This window comes from Neisseria mucosa, from assembly GCA_003028315.1.
In the GTDB taxonomy this organism is placed as follows: domain Bacteria; phylum Pseudomonadota; class Gammaproteobacteria; order Burkholderiales; family Neisseriaceae; genus Neisseria; species Neisseria mucosa.
This window is the reverse complement of record CP028150.1, coordinates 640886-656467: the sequence shown is the minus strand read 5'-3', so window position 1 is coordinate 656467 and position 15582 is coordinate 640886. Positions and strand designations below refer to the sequence as shown.

The following is a 15582-nucleotide window of genomic DNA, read 5'->3' as shown; positions in this document are numbered from 1 at the left end:
GATAGCAGAAAATAAGAAAAGCGACGGAAACGTCGCTTTTGTTTTTACCGGTTACAAATAACCAATTCCCCGCTGGTTTTACCCGTCTTATCCCTGCCTACGGTATAAGCCAACTCCAGTTGAGTAATACGAAAATCTTTAAACAACTCCCTGAGATCAGGGTGGCCATTGATGGACAACATGACCTTACCTTTACTCTCCTCCATTGCCTTAGCCAGCAGCTCGTATTGGGACCAATCAAAAGCGCATCGTAGCCTGCCGCCTGCCAATATGGCGGGTCAGCGTAGAAGAAAGTGTGCTCGCGGTCATATCGTTTTAAACAACGCTCCTACGGTTCGCTTTCTATATATAGTCAATTAAAATCAAAATAGGACAGTAGCGCATCGTCAAATCGGGCGTAATCAGACAATACGGTTCGCAGATACCGCTTAATATTCGCCCACACCTTCTCAATCGGGTTGAGCTCAGGTGAATAAGGTGCAAGAGGCAATACCTTATGTCCCCATTTTTCCGCCATTTCCCGTAAAACACCCATACGGTGAAATCGCGCATTATCTAAAATAATCACCGATTTTTGAGTCAATGCGGGCAGTAGGCATTGCTGAAACCACGCTTCAAAAAAGACTCCGGTCATCGTATTTTGATAAACCATCGGAGCAATCAGCCGGTTGCCGACTTGTGCGGACACCAGAGATAAGCGTCGGTATCTTTTTCCACTTATCTGCGCTTTCACTATTTGCCCTTTCGGGCTGCGGGCATAGGGACGGAACAGGTAGCGGTCAAATCCTGTTTCATCCAAATAAACACGTTGGTAGTCGGAAAATTCGGCCAGCTGTGTCAAATAATGCGTTACTTTGGCCGGATCTTGTTCTTTGTAAGTGGTGGTCTTTTTTTGCGCGTCATCCCCATCTGTTTGAGTGCATAGCAAACGGCGGCTGGCGTACAATCAAAATGTTTGGCGATTTCATGTAGATAGGCATCCTGGTGTTGCTCAACATATTGAGCCAGTTTTTGCCTATCCAATTTGACGGCATTTAGACCGGTAACTTGATGTTTTAGGCTGCCTGTTTGCTTTTTAAGGCGAATCCACAGGTAAAGCGTGTTTCTTGACAAGTTAAACGTTGCTGCGGTTTGGTTGATGTTTTTGCATTGTTCGTAATAGTTTAAAGCTTTGTTTCTTAAGTCCGCAGAGTATGCCATGGTTAGACCTTCAAAGTTGAGTATTGTACTATTTTATTTTTAATTGACTATATTAGTCACATCCGCCCCCCCATTACGCCCCTTTTGAAATTGACCTCACAGCCGACAATACCGACATCGCCATCATCGGCCGCGTCGAATGGTTCGGCCGTTCCGTGAACTGATTTTAAAAACCTCTTAAAACCTGTTTAAAAACCTATCAAAACCCGACAGCTTTCAACAAAAAACCGCGCATTCCCGCGCGGTTTTGTGAAAAAGCTGATGCAACTTTTTTCCAAACACAAAAATGCCGAAATCCACGTCTTTAAAAGATTTCGGCGTTTTTTTATATTACTTATTATTTGTGCAAAAACTAACAGTCCCCCACACACTCTGATAAAATACCCCCCTTTCCCCTCCATCCGTCCACATCATGCCACGACACCCCTACCGCCGCCTGCGCCCCGCCAAGTCTGACCTGCCCGAAGTCGGCATTTCCGAAGAAGGCAATATCCGCTCGTTGCATCTGGGCAGCGACACCATCCAAAGCTCGATGAACCTCGACCATCCCGCCGAACTGGTTTTATCGTACAGCCGCGCGATGATGGGCTGGCTTCTGTTTGCGGAAGAAACGCCGAAACACATCACCCAAATCGGCTTGGGCGGCGGCTCGTTCGCACGCTGGATAGACAGCTACCTGTCCGACACTAAGCAAACCGCCGTGGACATCAACCCGCAGGTCATCGCCGTCGCCCGCAGCCTGTTCGAGCTGCCGTTTGAAGGGGAAAACTTTGAAATCGTCGAAGCAGACGGCGCGGAATACATTAAAGTGTTCCGCCACAATACCGACGTAATTCTGGTAGACGGCTTCGACGGCGAACAAATCATCGACGCGCTGGTGGAAGAACCCTTCTTCCAAGACTGCCGCAACGCCCTCTCGCCCGACGGCGTATTCGTGACCAACTGGTGGAGCGGCGACAAACGCTACCAACGCTTCGTCGAACGCCTACTCAACGTCTTCGAAGGCCGCGTGCTGGAGCTGCCCGCCGAAAGCCACGGCAATATGGCGGTGATGGCGTTCCAAAGCAGCCCGAAAGAGCAAAACCTCGACAAACTGAAAAAACGCGCGGAAAAATTAAGCGGACAATACGGCTTGGATTTCAAACGGATGTTGAGCGATTTGAAAGCAAACAACCCTAACAACGGCAAACATTTTTATCTGTGAGATGAACAGGTCGTCTGAAAACCTAAAACCGCCGACACATAAAATTTCAGATAACCTCCACCTACCCACTCCCCTTATCCGTTCATTTCATATCTGAATTGGGCTATAATACCGCCCGACACACACCATTCCGCAAAACACCCTCCCCATGCAACTCACCGCCGTCGGACTCAACCATCAAACTGCGCCCCTGAGCATACGCGAAAAATTAGCATTCGCCGCCGAGCATCTCCCCGATGCCGTTCGCGCTTTGGCACACAGTCCGGCCGCTGACGAAGCTGTTATCCTATCTACCTGCAACCGTACCGAGCTCTATTGCGTCGGCAATACAGAGCGGATTATTGAATGGCTCGCCGAATATCATAATCTCCCTGTCGAAGAAATCCGTCCCTACCTCTACACTTTAGACAACAACGAAACCATCCGACACGCCTTCCGCGTAGCCTGCGGGCTGGATTCCATGGTATTAGGGGAACCGCAAATCCTCGGACAAATCAAAGATGCCGTCCGTATCGCCCAAGAGCAGGAAAGCATCAATTCACACCTCAATGCGCTGTTCCAAAAAACCTTCTCAGTAGCCAAAGAAATCCGTACCGATACCGCCGTCGGTGAAAATTCCGTATCTATGGCATCCGCCTCGGTCAAAATGGCGGAACAAATTTTCCCCGACATTGCCGATTTGAATGTTTTATTTATCGGCGCGGGCGAAATGATTGAATTGGTAGCTACCTACTTTGCCGCGAAAAACCCCAAACTGATTACCGTCGCCAACCGCACCCTGCCCCGTGCGCAAGAATTATGCGACAAACTCGGCATTACTGCCGAACCTCACCTGCTGACCGACCTGCCTGAAATTTTGCACGAATACGATGTCGTCGTTTCTTCAACCGCCAGCCAGCTTCCATTGGTCGGCAAAGGCATGGTTGAACGCGCTTTGAAACAACGCCATAACATGCCTGTTTTCCTATTGGATTTGGCCGTCCCCAGAGACATCGAAGAAGAAGTGGGCGAACTTGGAGATGCCTATCTTTATACCGTCGACGATATGATGAACATCGTCCAAAGCGGTAAAGAATCACGGCAAAAAGCCGCCGCAGCCGCCGAAGCCATGGTTGAAGAAAAAGTCGGCGAATTTATCCAACAACAAAAAAGCCGCCAAAGCGTCCCGCTTATCCGCGCACTTCGCGACGAGGGCGAGCGTGCCCGCAGACAAGTGCTAGAAAATGCAATGAAACAACTGGCAAAAGGCACGTCTCCAGAAGAAGTCCTCGAACGCCTCTCCATCCAACTGACCAATAAACTGCTCCATTCCCCTACCCGAACCCTCAATAAAGCAGGCTCGACCGACAGTGATCTTGTAGAAGCCGTTGCCCAAATTTATCATTTAGACAAAAATGATTGAAGCTATAAAATATAAGGGTCGTCGAAATCCTAAAAGGGATTTCAGACGACCTTTTTAAGAAGTTCTGCTTTATCAGCGCGAATCTGCCAACATCCAGTATTTCATTTTTCAAACACAGAGGCCTTTGTAATAACATGAGTTATTAAAATTTTATACTCAATACCATTTTCAAAATGAATAACCTTCCTGATTTCTTCCACTTTTTTCTCAATATCAGAAAGTTTTTAGTCGATTGAAATTTTTTAGCACATTTTTATACGTCAAATTTCGTTAACAGACTATTTTTGCAAAGGTCTCACACAACAAGAATTTTATTCAGCTTAAGTCGAAATTCACCAAACCTCATCTTCTGTCAGATAAAAAATGAGGTTTGGCTACATCCAACATAACTTATTTGAAAGCAGATTCCCAATTTTTTATAGAAAAGACTGCTCACAATATTCTTTACCCGACGCGGTAAAACGCCAAGCTGCCCAAAAGGTTGGGAAAATGTTTGACCTGTTTGTTGCCCGTCATAACCGCGCGCTCGAGGACGCGGATTTTGTTTTTGGCGCACAATAAATCAAAGTCTTTGAGCGTACACCAATGGATGTTCGGCGTGTCGTACCAATGGTAGGGCATGCGTTCGGAAACCGGCATATGCCCGCCGATAGCGATTTGGAAGCGGTTGCGCCAGTAGCCGAAATTCGGGAAGCTGACAATTGCCTGTTTCGCCACGCGCATGAGGCAGCGCAGGATTTTTTCGGTATTTTGCATGGCTTGGATGGTTTGGCTCAAGACAATAACGTCAAACGTCTGGTCGCCAAATTCCGCCAAACCCTGCTCCAAATCGGCTTGGATGACGTTCACGCCGCGCGACATGGCGGCAATGACGCTGTCGGTGTCGATTTCGATGCCGTAGCCGCTGCATTTTTTGTGTTCCACCAAAGCCGCCAGCAATTCGCCGTCGCCGCAGCCCAAGTCCAAGACGCGGCTGCCTTCGGGAATCCAGTCGTAAATCAACTGCAAATCGTCGCGCAAATTCATGATCGGCAATCCTTGTCAACATTGTTCATATAAACCGCTACGGCGCGCATATAAGCCTCGTCTTCCATCAAAAATGCGTCATGGCCGTGGTTGGATTTGACTTCGATATACTGCACCGGCTTGTGCGCGGCAATCAGCGCTTTGACCAGCTCTTTGGAGCGCGCGGGAGAGAAACGCCAGTCGGTACTGAAGCTGGCGACAAAAAATTTCGCTTTTACATTTTGCAGGGCGCGGGTCAGGCTGTCGCCGAAATCCGCCGCCGGATCGAAATAGTCCAGTGCCTTGGTCATGAGCAGGTAAGTGTTGGCATCAAACCGCCCGACGAATTTGTCGCCCTGATAGCGCAGATAGGATTCCACCTCAAATTCAACACCGTAACCGTATTGATAGCCGTTTGAACGCAAATCGCGTCCGAATTTTTTGCCCAAACCGTCTTCGGCAAGATAAGTGATGTGCCCCATCATGCGGGCAATCCGTAAGCCTCGTGCAGGAACGGTATTGTGACTGCGGTAATGTCCTTCGTTGAAATCGGGGTCGGTCAAAATCGCCTGACGTGCTACATCATTAAACGCGATATTTTGCGTGGACAGTTTCGGCGCAGATGCAATCACTAAGGCATGGCGCACGCGCTCGGGATAGGAAATCGTCCATTGCAAAGCCTGCATACCGCCCAAGCTGCCGCCGACAATCGCCGCCCATTGTTCGATACCGAGATAATCGGCAAGCGCGGCTTGGGATTTTACCCAGTCCTTCACCGTAACCACCGGAAAATCCGCGCCGTATTCCCTGCCCGTTTCAGGATTGATCGACAAAGGCCCGCTGCTGCCGTCGCAGCCGCCCAGATTGTTCAAACCGACCACAAAAAAACGTTCCGTGTCAATCGGTTTGCCGGGTCCAACCATATTGTCCCACCAGCCTGCATATTTATCCTCCGCCGAATGCCTGCCCGCAACATGATGGTTGCCCGACAGCGCATGGCAGATTAAAACCGCATTGTTTTTTTCGGCATTCAGCTCGCCGTAGGTTTCAATCATCAGATCGAAACGCGGCAAAGTTTTACCGTTTTCCAAAACCAGTGGCATCTCAAACGGAATTTTTTGGGGCGTTACAATGCCCACCGAGGCACTTTGACTCATATCCTGTTCCAACAAATGCGGCGAAAAGCGTTATTATATAGCAAACGGCATGACTTTTTGACACGGGCGGACAAGCAGTCCGACGCGCTGAAAAATCCGTCCCCATGCCGCCGCGCCCGAACCATACTTTTTCAGACGACCTCCCCCGCTTCCCGATATGATAGGCAGACTTTTCCGTATTTTTTTCTTTTTCGCACTTGCCGTGCTGATCATCAACCGCCTCTTCAGCCGCAAGCAAAAACGCGCCCTGCGCGATGTCGCCAAAATCAGCGCATGGGTGCTGCTCGGTGCTGCCGCAGCGACGCTGTTTTGGTATCTGGTCATGCTGTATTTCAAACACATTCCGGATTCTTATTGAACGGATGTTGATAGCCAGACAAAAGGTCGTCTGAAAACCCAAATTCAGGTTTTCAGACGACCTTGGATTCGGATTTCAAGTGCAACACTAGGGTACCAGTGGTTGGAACAGATTTAAGAATAAAACACTTGGCGTTTCGTAGCCAAGTGTTTCTCTCGGCCGGTGGTTCAACTCATCTTGAACCCTGCGTATCTCCCGATCGCTGATGTTTCGGAAATCGGTTTGTTTGGGGAAATATTGCCGGATGAGTCCGTTGGTGTTCTCATTCAGCCCTTTCTCCCAAGAATGGTAAGGGCGGCAAAAATAGGTTTCCGCCTCCAATGCTTTGGCTATTTTGGTGTGTTGGTAGAACTCTTTGCCGTTGTCCATGGTGATGGTGTGCACCCGGTCTTTATGTGCCTTTAATGCCCTGACGGCTGCCCGGGCAGTGTCTTCGGCTTTTAAGTTCTTTAATTTGCAGATGATGGTGTAGCGGGTAACGCGTTCGACCAAGGTCAATAACGCGCTTTTCTGATTTTTGCCGACGATGGTGTCGGCCTCCCAATCGCCGATGCGGGTTTTCCGGTCGACGATAGCAGGTCGGTTTTCTATGCCGACGCGGTCGGGCACTTTGCCTCTGGTCCATGTGCTGCCGTAGCGTTTGCGGTAGGGTTTGCTGCATATTCTGAGATGTTGCCACAAAGTGCCGCCGTTGCTTTTGTCTTGGCGGAGGTGGCGGTAAACGGTGCTGTGATGGAGTGTGATCCCGTGGTGTTTATGCAGGTAGGCACATACTTGTTCGGGACTGAGTTTGCGGCGGATAAGGGTGTCGATGTGTTGAACCAGCTGCGAATCGAGCTTATAGGGTTTTCGCCGGTGCTGTTTGGTCAGCCGGCTTTGCTTCTGTGCTTTTTCGGCGCTGTATTGCTGTCCTTGGATGCAGTACCGCTTGATTTCTCGGCTGATGGTGCTTGTGTGGCGGTTGAGCTGTTTGGCGATTTCGGCGATGGTGCAGTGGCGGGACAGGTATTGGATATGGTATCGTTCGTCTTGGGTCAGTTGTGTGTAGCTCATGGCAATCTTTCTTGTAGGAAAGGCCGTATGCTACCGCATACTGGCCTTTTTCTGTTATGGAAAGTTGCACTTCAAATGCGAATCCGCCGTCGTCTGAAAAACGAAGAAGTTTCAGAAACGTCATTCCCGCATGATTTAAGCGGGAACGACCTCGGCAACCAAACCCGCTTCGTTTGGGACGGCAGCCACCTCTTGCAGGAAATCCACCCGGACGGCAGATATACCTATATCTACACCAACCCGGATTCCTACGAGCCGCTGGCGCAAGTCCGCGATTGGACAACCGCAGACGGCGAAAGCCGACAACAAACCCGCTACTTCCACTGCGACCAAATCGGCATCCCGCGTGAGATGACCGATAAGGACGGCAACCTCTTATGGTTCGGCAACTACACCGGCTGGGGTCGTCTGAAAGAGGAAACCAAGGTAACGGATAGCGCATACCAGCCGTTCCGCCTGCAAAACCAGTACGCCGACCGTGAAACTGGGCTGCATTACAATTTCTTCAGGTATTACGAACCTGATGTGGGCCGGTTTGTGAATCAGGATCCGATTGGGTTAATGGGTGGGGAGAATTTGTATGCTTTTGCGCCGAATACTCAAGGATGGGTTGACCCATTAGGATTATGGGCTTTTATTCCCGCATTACTCTCCGGCTTATTAGTTGCTGGAAGAGTAGCGATAAGTCTCTTATCTAAAGTAGGAAAGATAGGATATAAAGCTGCTAAACAATGTGTTGGAAAATGCAAAAACTTAGGTAAACCTAAATCCCCTGATAAACTCTTAAAAAATGGTAAAGTAGATCATAAGGATATTCAGGCATGGGCTAAGAAACAAAATTTGCAAAATCAATGGAAATCAGACCCTCAAAAATTCCCTAAAGGTGGATTTAAATATAATGATGGTACTTATTCCGTTCATGGGCATGGTGCAAATCCCGCAGCACAGGTGAAATTTCCCACATCCAATGCTGCTCAAGGACCAACCGTCAGAATTACAGGACCCAAAGGATCATTGAGAACTGATGGTACATGGGGACCATTTAAATCTGACCCTAATGGAGCTCATATACCTTTAAAAAATTCACCATACTAACTAGGAAGTCATATGAATTCTATTTTCAAACTAAATGAGAAATTAGAAAACTTACCTTCTATTTTAAGTATTGAAGATGAGTTATTTTTTATTAAAAGATTACAAAAGTTACCTATTGAGGAAATTATAAAAAATAAAGAAATATTTAAAAGAATTATCTCAGCTATCCAAGACTCCCATCAAGACAATGGGATATTTGAAATAACGGATGAGAACATCAATATTTTCTTTGAATTTGTTATCTGGATTAGAAATTTAAAAAAACTATATAACCTTGATTTTGAAAAATATATAGATGGGTTAGATACAAATTTTGATGGTTCTCAACAAATTTGATCCTCAAATGAAAAAACTATACAGCAAGCCGTAACCCGAACATAGGGTTCATTCCTCAAGGCACACACGCGGTCTCTTGTTCAAATGACTTATCAGTTCGTCTGAAAAAACTTTTCAGACGAACTGAGCAAGCAGTAGCTCGCATGAAACCTCCAATCCCGACGTAGGGTGTGTGCGGTACGCATGCACGCGGTTTCTATTTTTCAGACGACCTCAATCCTTTTTTGAGGTCGTCTGAAAACCCATACTGACGGCGAAGGCCATACCACTTCCTACGAATACGGCCAAGACGGTCTGCCGATCCGACGCATCAATGCTTTGGGCCATACCTTCGGCTACCATTACGACAAAGCCCGCCGCTTAGTCGGCCTCACCAATGAAAACGGTGCGCGCTACCGCTTTGCCTACGACGTCCTCGACCGCCTGATTGCCGAAAGCGGTTTCGACCATAAGCTGACCGGCTACCGCTACAACGCCGGCAACGAGCTGGTCGAGCAGCGCGAATTCGGCGACGACGCCTCCCTCGCCGCCAAACTGATGGCGCAGCTGGGCGGACAGCCCGTCCCCAAAAAAGACGCCGCCCCGCTTTCAGACGACCTCGACCGCCAAACCCCGCTGCGGATTACCGAGTTCAAACGCGATATATTGGGACGATTAATCCACACCCTCGCCCGCGACGGTGGCGACAGAGTTCAGGAGGCCGCTTACCAATACGACTTGGACGGCAACCTCGTCCGCGCCGCCAACCGCCACAGCATCACCTGCTTCGACTACGACGAAAACGGCCAACTCATCGCCCAGCACCAATGGAAGGTGCCGAGCAAAGAAGAGAACACCCGAAACGTTTTGCCGACAGCCAAAGAGGTTACGGCGCGGAAGAGATTGCCGATGTGTTGGACCAACTGGCGTTTACCTACCATTTTTACGGGCACACGGGCGAGGCATACGGGCAGAACTTGGCGGATAACGGCATCACCCGGTCGGTAAAAATTAAAGAATTGGAATTTGACGGACAGGGCAAATTGTCGGAAGGCTGTATATTGATTTTGGAAGTGGAGCAGAAAAAAGGGGACAAGCTGTTTACGCTTTCGCCCGTGCCGCTAAACGAGATCATTCATTTTATGCGGGACACTTGGCGGTATTGCTGATGCAAAAGGACGGATTGAAAACCCGTCCTTTTGTTTTGCCGACTGTTTTTCAGGCAGCCTGCACCATTCAAGGCTACCTGAAAATTCATTTCTAAAAATAAAAGCTCATTCATTCAATGCCGCCAATCTCGCCCGAATTTTTGCAGCTGCATCTTCCGTACTGTTACCAACGATAACGTTTTGCTTGTCGTCGAAATACTGCACGGCAGGGAGGTCGCGCAGGAAGCTGTCAATATCCTGTGCGGTCAGGAAACGGCCGTGCATATCCCAGCCGACATTGAGGGCGCGTCCTTTGACAGCAGCCATGCGGTCGTGCAGATGGCCGTAGAGGTGGTATAGGCCGTGGTGGATACCGTCCCATTCGTATAAGGGATAGTGGCACAAAATCGCGGTATTGCCGATTTCGGGCAGTTTGAGCCGCAGGTAATGGCTGGCGGACGAGAGCAACGGATGGCCGTCGGCTTTGCGCATGTTGAGGAAATATGCTTCGTTTTGCCGAATCAGGTAGTCGTGGTTGCCGTAGATCAAATGATGCTGCCCGTTGAGCCGTTGCAGCACGGCTTCGATGTGTGCGAGCTTTTTGGCAAAGCAGACATCGCCGAGGTTGTATACAGTGTCTTGCGGAGTAACGACGCGGTTCCAGTAGTCGATCAGGTATTCGTTCAGCTCGTCGGCGTTATCGCTTTGCAGGCGGAATTGCGGGCAGTATCGGGCGATGTTGGGATGGGAGAAGTGCCAGTCGGCGGTGAAATAGGTTTGGGGCATGGGGTACTCGATTTCTGGGGATCTGACAATGAAAAATAAGGTGCAGGCTGCTTTAGAGGCCGTCTGAAACGGGGTTGGGGCGATAAAAAGCAGCCTGCACTTTTTTGCCCATCTATCTGCCGGTCAATACCAACCGTCGGCAGAAGGCTTCCCAATCGGCAAGGTTCACGGCATGTGAGCCGTCTGCTAACGGATGTATATCGGAAACGCAGGCAGTGTGCCAATAGGCGTAAAACGGCAGTTTGGCGATGTCGGCTTCCGATACGGCAGGGGCATTGTCTTGTCCTAGTGTATGCACAATCGGCAGGCCAAAATAGCTATATTGGCCGTTTGCAGCTTGTTTACTGGTATGGCCGGTTTGGCCGCGGTGTTTACCGGTACGGACAAACAGGCGGCAGAATGCGTTCCAATCGTGCAAGAAAATGGCGGCTTGTCCGTCTATCAGGCTTTGGGCGGAACCGATGCTGCTGTCCCGCCAAAACGGGTAGAACGGTAATGCAGCGATGTGATGTTCCATGATGACCGGAAAATCTCTCTGCCCTACCGGCCGCATCACCGGAACGCCGAAACAGGCGGTTTCAGGCAAGGCATGTGCAGGCTGTATGAAGGTGTTTTGCAGGATAACGGCCGCTTCTGCAGGGTCAATACCCAAACTGTCTATGGCAGGCTGCAAGGTTGCAGGCAGGTCGCAAAAGCAGCCTGCACCTTCCAGCAGGCAGTACACCGAGTTGTGCGTATGTGCCAGCGGTGCAGCCCATAGGGTAACGGGCGAGGTGCGGATTCGGCCGCCTGCGGCAAAGCGTCCCGAACCATCTTGGGCGACTGTGCCGTACACCACGGCATACTCGGATTTGCCGGGCGTGTGGTAGCGCGTGAAGGTCCAGTCGGTGAGCATGCAGGGGGAGAGGGTGTAGTCGTGGGGATGTTCGGATGGGATGGGGTTGGCGGGCATGGGGTATTTCTTGGGTAACCGTTTTCAGGCTGCCTGAAAAAATCCGCTTCTATTATATAGGAAGCGGAATTCTGTGTAGCTGACGATAAAGCTTAACGGCGTTGTAGCGTTAATGTCGCGCCCATTGTACCACGCCCCATGCCGAAATCCTGTTTAATCGTCAGTTGGTAATCGCGACAGCGGTAAACATATTGCTGCCGACCTCTTTGCCAACCTGTTTTGGGTAAACCATAACGCCCCGTCCATGCACGGGCAAGACCGGCAACGGATGTTTCGAGATCGTCATAAACGAGCGAGAAGGCACTGATTTGACCGCGTGCATAGTTGATATATGCCACAGATTGCACATCGGGCGAGAGGCGGAGCTGTCCGGGTTCGGTGTCAAACTGCCCGGATTGCGAATTGCTGGCATGTCGGCGGGCTTGCGGGAAACGGCGTTGGAAGGAGCTAACCGGTTCGTCGAGCTTCAATCCTTCGATAGTCATTGATTGCAGCGGAACGGCGCAGGTTTGTGGCGTAGCTTGGGCAGCCAAGGCGGTGGTGAGCAGTAATGTAGAAAGAAGAATTTTTTGCATAATGGGTTCCTTGTGAATGAGGGAGTATGTAGAAATTAGCCGCTACCTGAAGAATAAAAGTAAACTCAACTGTCACAGAGTATATGAAGCATTTTTTCAGTAATCGCACCATATCTCATCCGGGCCCCGCAACTGGGGTTGTTTGAGTATCCCCAATAAGGGCTGCGTAAGTCTGTCTCATCGCTTTTAGTACCTGCATTACGTGTACTTACCAATCTATTTCTATAAAAGTTCTTCATGCGCACTGCTTCATAACTTCTTTCCTTGCAATAATACACGTGAATGGATTCCTGCCTATCTATCTTAACTCCTAGGCCTCCGTTTACCGGTACTACATATTGATTTTTCATTCTAACCGCTATGATATTAGGATTATTATCAATAATACGTATAGAGTTGGCATCATAACTTTTATCTACCCCCGCCTGACCACCTACAAAACGACCTACATACCGCCAACTTGGCCGGCCAAGCTTTATATTTAAATCGGATTTGGCACATTGTGAGGCCGTGCTGCCGCCGTTGGCACTTAGTGCCCCACCCAAACCTATGAAAAAGTTATCTATATCTGCAGCGGTACAGGCAACCAGCAATAAACTGCATACGCTCACAGCTAATAAGGGGTTACGTTTCATGATTTTCTTTCTAATTAACATAGGTGGGAGAGGGGTTCTCAGGCTACCTCATAATTTTCAGGTAGCCTGAATATCAAGATGAGGACTTAAAACCAAGCCTTTTTACCCTATACGTACACACACTCAAACTCTTCATCGCTGCACATCAGGAACCCGGATATCGTTAGAGAAGGCCATGGTGGCTCCTTAAATAATCTGTAAATAAGTCATCCAGGAATTACTTGTAGAGAAAATATCAAAACCGCTTTAATTTGTCAATTAATATCTAAAAGTTTAATTTATGAATGTTATTAACAGGGTTCTACAAATCCTACTTGTAGAAACCAGTAGCGTTGTTTACAGTATTTCCAGGAGAATACTGAAACATGAACATGCACAAAAACACCCGCCTCACCCCGCACCACCGACAAGCCATTTGGCTGGCCTACACGCAGGGGAAGGAAAGCGTCACCTCCCCGGCACGCCGCTACCAAGTCAGCCGCGTCACCATTTACCGCGCCCTTAAAGCCGCAAGGGCCAAGCTGCTCAAACCGCAAACCAGTACCAACAACCGTTTCAAACAGGCAAAGTACGGAATGAAACACCTGGCCAAGGTAGAACGCAGCATTCAGGAAAAACTCAAAAAGCAGGCCAAACGCTACAATAAATCCTACCCCGGAGAGCTGGTGCATCTCGACACCAAACGGCTGCCGCTGCTCAAAGGACAGAAAGCCACCGATAAGCGGGATTACCTGTTTGTCGCCATAGACGATTTCTCAAGGGAGCTATACGCCGCCATTTTGCCGGACAAAACCGCAGACAGCGCCGCCAAGTTTCTGACCGAACACCTGATTGATCCCTGCCCATACCTGATTGAGTGCGTTTACTCCGACAACGGTACGGAATACAAAGGCTCGGCCAACCATGCTTTCGGTGTAGCCTGTTACGAGAACGGGATTGGTCAAAAGTTTACCCGGGTTGCCCGTCCGCAGACCAACGGTAAGGCGGAGCGGGTTATCCGTACCCTGATGGAGATGTGGCATGAGAAACAGTCGTTTGAGAGTCCGGAACATCGGCAAAAGGAGTTGTGCCGCTTTGTTAATTTTTATAACACTGTGAAGCCACACCGCAGTTTGAACGGCGATACGCCGTTTGAGGTCTTGCAGGCTTATTTTTCTCAACCTGTTGTGTAAACAACGCGACGATTTTCTACATCCTACTAGATGATTTTGTTTAGTACAGATACTTACAGTAGAATCAGTTCTGTTATCCGTAGATGACTCTTGGAAAATGATTGAACAAAAAGAATCAGAGAAAGAATTAGTTGTATTTGACTCAGCGCATTTGGCAGCTTGGTCTGCCCGAAAAATGCGCAAGGCAGCGAAGGCCGAGAAGGCGGCTGCCACCATGACGGAAGAGTGGAGTGAGCAGATCCTGTTAAACGAGATCCTGAGGGTCTGCCTGCAGAAGGCAGCCGATCTGCTTGGGGTATACAATCCAGATGGCTTGGCCATTACCATGAACGACTGTATCACTTGGGCCGTGGAAGCTGCCATCGCCAAAACGGCTGAGCAGTACCAATTTTATGACAATACATTCAATTTTATAGAAGCACCCGTCATCAACGGCTGGAACAATTTCCGTTTTACCTGCCGTTTTTCCAATGAAAACTTGAAGCAGGAAATGGGGGCGGCACTAACCTGCTGGCGGCGCATGAGCGGCTACAATGTCAGTTCCAGTGTGTTTATCAATTTTGCGATCGTGTTATTTTTGCAGCATGCCGGCTTTGTATTCTACGATCTTGATGGACAGGAAATAGCAGACGCTTTCAACATCCTGGCAGCACCCGAATCACAGCTGGGTAAGATCGAAGTACGTTTGGACAACAGGCCGCAAGTTGTTTTCAGCCAGCCTGCATACGGAGGACGTTTTTTCCCCGCCGTGTTTTATCCGGTCGGGCTACCTGAAAATCCAACAGAAGAAATTGAAGAATGGGAAGATTTGGCCTTACGGCTACCCCTAACTTTGTACCGCGTGGTAAACATGTGGGCAAGTGCCTGCCAACTGGAAGCAACCGAACGACTACAGCAATACGATCCCGCTGCGGGCATAGCCATGCAAACTGATGAACGGACTTGGGATTATTCATTTGAAGAAGCCGTCCGCATGGCTATAGACATCTATATCCGGCTGGAAGAATACGCGCAGGCGAAACAAAAACCGGTTTGGGGTGAAGCTTGGCAGACAGTATTGCCCGGATCCGGTTTGCCTGAAGCACTGGCACCCAAAACCACCTCACACCCCGAAAAAAACATCGAGTATGTGCGCGTCATTCCGCGAATTGCCAAAGCTAAGCTAGCACAATGGAGACAATATTCCGGTTCGGACAATAATAAAGCGATGATGGCCTTGACCACCATGTTGCAGCTATACGGGCTGTATGTCAGTGATACCGAAGATGATGGTCTGCCGCCTTTGCAGGTAATGAGTTTATGGCAATATTTCCGCATGGCCAAAGGGCATGAGCTGTACGTCCTGCGCGAACGGGATCTGTTACACCTGCGAGATGACCGTATGACCAACCCGATACGGATTCTGGATGAACTGTTTTACCGCTACGACCAAGATTATTTCATCGGCTCAACAACAGAAAATGAGGAAGCTTCCGCCGAGCGTGTCGTGAAAAGAAAGATAAAGCGTTAGCTCGAAAATAGTTTC

General features: G+C 49.2%; 15 protein-coding genes and 3 pseudogenes. 7 read left to right on the top strand and 11 right to left on the bottom strand.

Annotated features, from left to right (window positions below; translation table 11 throughout):
• Positions 1 to 44: 44 nt before the first annotated feature.
• Positions 45 to 352 (bottom strand): annotated as a pseudogene (locus NM96_03330) (DNA methyltransferase).
• A protein-coding gene (locus tag NM96_03325; GenBank protein AVR78506.1) for an IS630 family transposase occupies positions 353 to 1200 on the bottom strand; the annotation gives its coding sequence in 2 pieces (ribosomal slippage) (positions 353 to 885 and positions 885 to 1200; 849 coding nt in all).
• Positions 1201 to 1612: 412 nt separating this feature from the next.
• On the opposite strand from NM96_03325, the gene NM96_03320 reads away from it, so the two are divergent.
• Together NM96_03320 and NM96_03315 are read left to right on the top strand one after the other, a co-directional pair.
• Positions 1613 to 2404 carry a spermidine synthase gene (locus NM96_03320; protein AVR78505.1) on the top strand — a complete coding sequence of 264 codons (792 nt, stop codon included), beginning with the start codon at positions 1613 to 1615 and terminating at the stop codon, positions 2402 to 2404.
• 148 nt (positions 2405 to 2552) lie between these two features.
• Positions 2553 to 3806 (top strand): glutamyl-tRNA reductase, encoded by a 1254-nt coding sequence (locus tag NM96_03315; GenBank protein ID AVR78504.1) that lies wholly within the window; start codon positions 2553 to 2555, stop codon positions 3804 to 3806.
• A 444-nt stretch (positions 3807 to 4250) separates the two neighbouring features.
• On the opposite strand, the gene metW is transcribed toward NM96_03315, so the two are convergent.
• The 4 genes from metW to NM96_03295 are packed head-to-tail and all read right to left on the bottom strand — an operon-like array spanning position 4251 to position 7379.
• The gene (metW, locus tag NM96_03310; GenBank protein ID AVR78503.1) at positions 4251 to 4832 is read right to left on the bottom strand and encodes a methionine biosynthesis protein MetW; all 582 of its coding nucleotides are present in this window, start codon (positions 4830 to 4832) and stop codon (positions 4251 to 4253) included.
• Positions 4829 to 5968, bottom strand: coding sequence for a homoserine O-acetyltransferase (locus tag NM96_03305; GenBank protein ID AVR78502.1), 1140 nt, complete (start codon positions 5966 to 5968; stop codon positions 4829 to 4831). Before NM96_03305 ends, metW begins: the two co-directional genes overlap by 4 nt.
• Positions 5916 to 6368 (bottom strand): hypothetical protein, encoded by a 453-nt coding sequence (locus NM96_03300; GenBank protein ID AVR78501.1) that lies wholly within the window; start codon positions 6366 to 6368, stop codon positions 5916 to 5918. Before NM96_03300 ends, NM96_03305 begins: the two co-directional genes overlap by 53 nt.
• Before the next feature lie 45 nt (positions 6369 to 6413).
• On the bottom strand, positions 6414 to 7379 hold the full coding sequence (locus tag NM96_03295) for an IS30 family transposase (protein ID AVR78500.1): 966 nt from the start codon (positions 7377 to 7379) through the stop codon (positions 6414 to 6416).
• A gap of 66 nt (positions 7380 to 7445) precedes the next feature.
• Between NM96_03295 and NM96_03290 the strand changes: the two are divergent.
• Positions 7446 to 8039: pseudogene (locus NM96_03290) on the top strand (type IV secretion protein Rhs).
• A 447-nt stretch (positions 8040 to 8486) separates the two neighbouring features.
• Positions 8487 to 8810: a hypothetical protein gene (locus tag NM96_03285; protein AVR78499.1), complete on the top strand. Its 324-nt coding sequence runs from the start codon at positions 8487 to 8489 to the stop codon at positions 8808 to 8810.
• A gap of 199 nt (positions 8811 to 9009) precedes the next feature.
• On the opposite strand, the pseudogene NM96_03280 reads toward NM96_03285, so the two are convergent.
• Positions 9010 to 9152 (bottom strand): annotated as a pseudogene (locus NM96_03280) (glutaredoxin).
• Between NM96_03280 and NM96_03275 the strand changes: the two are divergent.
• Positions 9129 to 9797 carry a hypothetical protein gene (locus NM96_03275; protein ID AVR78498.1) on the top strand — a complete coding sequence of 223 codons (669 nt, stop codon included), beginning with the start codon at positions 9129 to 9131 and terminating at the stop codon, positions 9795 to 9797. The pseudogene NM96_03280 and the gene NM96_03275 overlap by 24 nt on opposite strands.
• A 266-nt stretch (positions 9798 to 10063) precedes the next feature.
• Here the strand turns inward: NM96_03275 and NM96_03270 are convergent, their stop codons facing one another.
• The 4 genes from NM96_03270 to NM96_03255 form a co-directional block, all read right to left on the bottom strand.
• Positions 10064 to 10723, bottom strand: coding sequence for a phosphoesterase (locus tag NM96_03270; protein ID AVR78497.1), 660 nt, complete (start codon positions 10721 to 10723; stop codon positions 10064 to 10066).
• 112 nt (positions 10724 to 10835) lie between these two features.
• Positions 10836 to 11618 carry a hypothetical protein gene (locus NM96_03265; protein ID AVR80253.1) on the bottom strand — a complete coding sequence of 261 codons (783 nt, stop codon included), beginning with the start codon at positions 11616 to 11618 and terminating at the stop codon, positions 10836 to 10838.
• A 149-nt stretch (positions 11619 to 11767) separates the two neighbouring features.
• The gene (locus NM96_03260; protein ID AVR78496.1) at positions 11768 to 12250 is read right to left on the bottom strand and encodes a hypothetical protein; all 483 of its coding nucleotides are present in this window, start codon (positions 12248 to 12250) and stop codon (positions 11768 to 11770) included.
• Between the two features lie 65 nt (positions 12251 to 12315).
• On the bottom strand, positions 12316 to 12885 hold the full coding sequence (locus NM96_03255; protein ID AVR78495.1) for a hypothetical protein: 570 nt from the start codon (positions 12883 to 12885) through the stop codon (positions 12316 to 12318).
• A 365-nt stretch (positions 12886 to 13250) separates the two neighbouring features.
• On the opposite strand from NM96_03255, the gene NM96_03250 reads away from it, so the two are divergent.
• Positions 13251 to 14057 (top strand): IS481 family transposase, encoded by an 807-nt coding sequence (locus NM96_03250; protein AVR78494.1) that lies wholly within the window; start codon positions 13251 to 13253, stop codon positions 14055 to 14057.
• Positions 14058 to 14154: 97 nt separating this feature from the next.
• Entirely contained in the window at positions 14155 to 15567 is a 1413-nt protein-coding gene (locus NM96_03245) for a hypothetical protein (GenBank protein ID AVR78493.1), read from the top strand.
• The last annotated feature ends 15 nt before the right edge of the window (positions 15568 to 15582 follow it).

What these genes read in the sequence shown, in the direction of transcription:
- NM96_03305 (AVR78502.1), bottom strand. Translation starts at nt 5,968, where the DNA reads ATGAGTCAAAGTGCCTCGGTGGGCATTGTAACGCCCCAAAAAATTCCG.
- metW (AVR78503.1), bottom strand. Translation starts at nt 4,832, where the DNA reads ATGAATTTGCGCGACGATTTGCAGTTGATTTACGACTGGATTCCCGAA.
- NM96_03255 (AVR78495.1), bottom strand. Translation starts at nt 12,885, where the DNA reads ATGAAACGTAACCCCTTATTAGCTGTGAGCGTATGCAGTTTATTGCTG.
- NM96_03245 (AVR78493.1), top strand. Translation starts at nt 14,155, where the DNA reads ATGATTGAACAAAAAGAATCAGAGAAAGAATTAGTTGTATTTGACTCA.
- NM96_03295 (AVR78500.1), bottom strand. Translation starts at nt 7,379, where the DNA reads ATGAGCTACACACAACTGACCCAAGACGAACGATACCATATCCAATAC.
- NM96_03250 (AVR78494.1), top strand. Translation starts at nt 13,251, where the DNA reads ATGAACATGCACAAAAACACCCGCCTCACCCCGCACCACCGACAAGCC.
- NM96_03265 (AVR80253.1), bottom strand. Translation starts at nt 11,618, where the DNA reads ATGCTCACCGACTGGACCTTCACGCGCTACCACACGCCCGGCAAATCC.
- NM96_03315 (AVR78504.1), top strand. Translation starts at nt 2,553, where the DNA reads ATGCAACTCACCGCCGTCGGACTCAACCATCAAACTGCGCCCCTGAGC.
- NM96_03260 (AVR78496.1), bottom strand. Translation starts at nt 12,250, where the DNA reads ATGCAAAAAATTCTTCTTTCTACATTACTGCTCACCACCGCCTTGGCT.
- NM96_03270 (AVR78497.1), bottom strand. Translation starts at nt 10,723, where the DNA reads ATGCCCCAAACCTATTTCACCGCCGACTGGCACTTCTCCCATCCCAAC.
- NM96_03320 (AVR78505.1), top strand. Translation starts at nt 1,613, where the DNA reads ATGCCACGACACCCCTACCGCCGCCTGCGCCCCGCCAAGTCTGACCTG.
- NM96_03285 (AVR78499.1), top strand. Translation starts at nt 8,487, where the DNA reads ATGAATTCTATTTTCAAACTAAATGAGAAATTAGAAAACTTACCTTCT.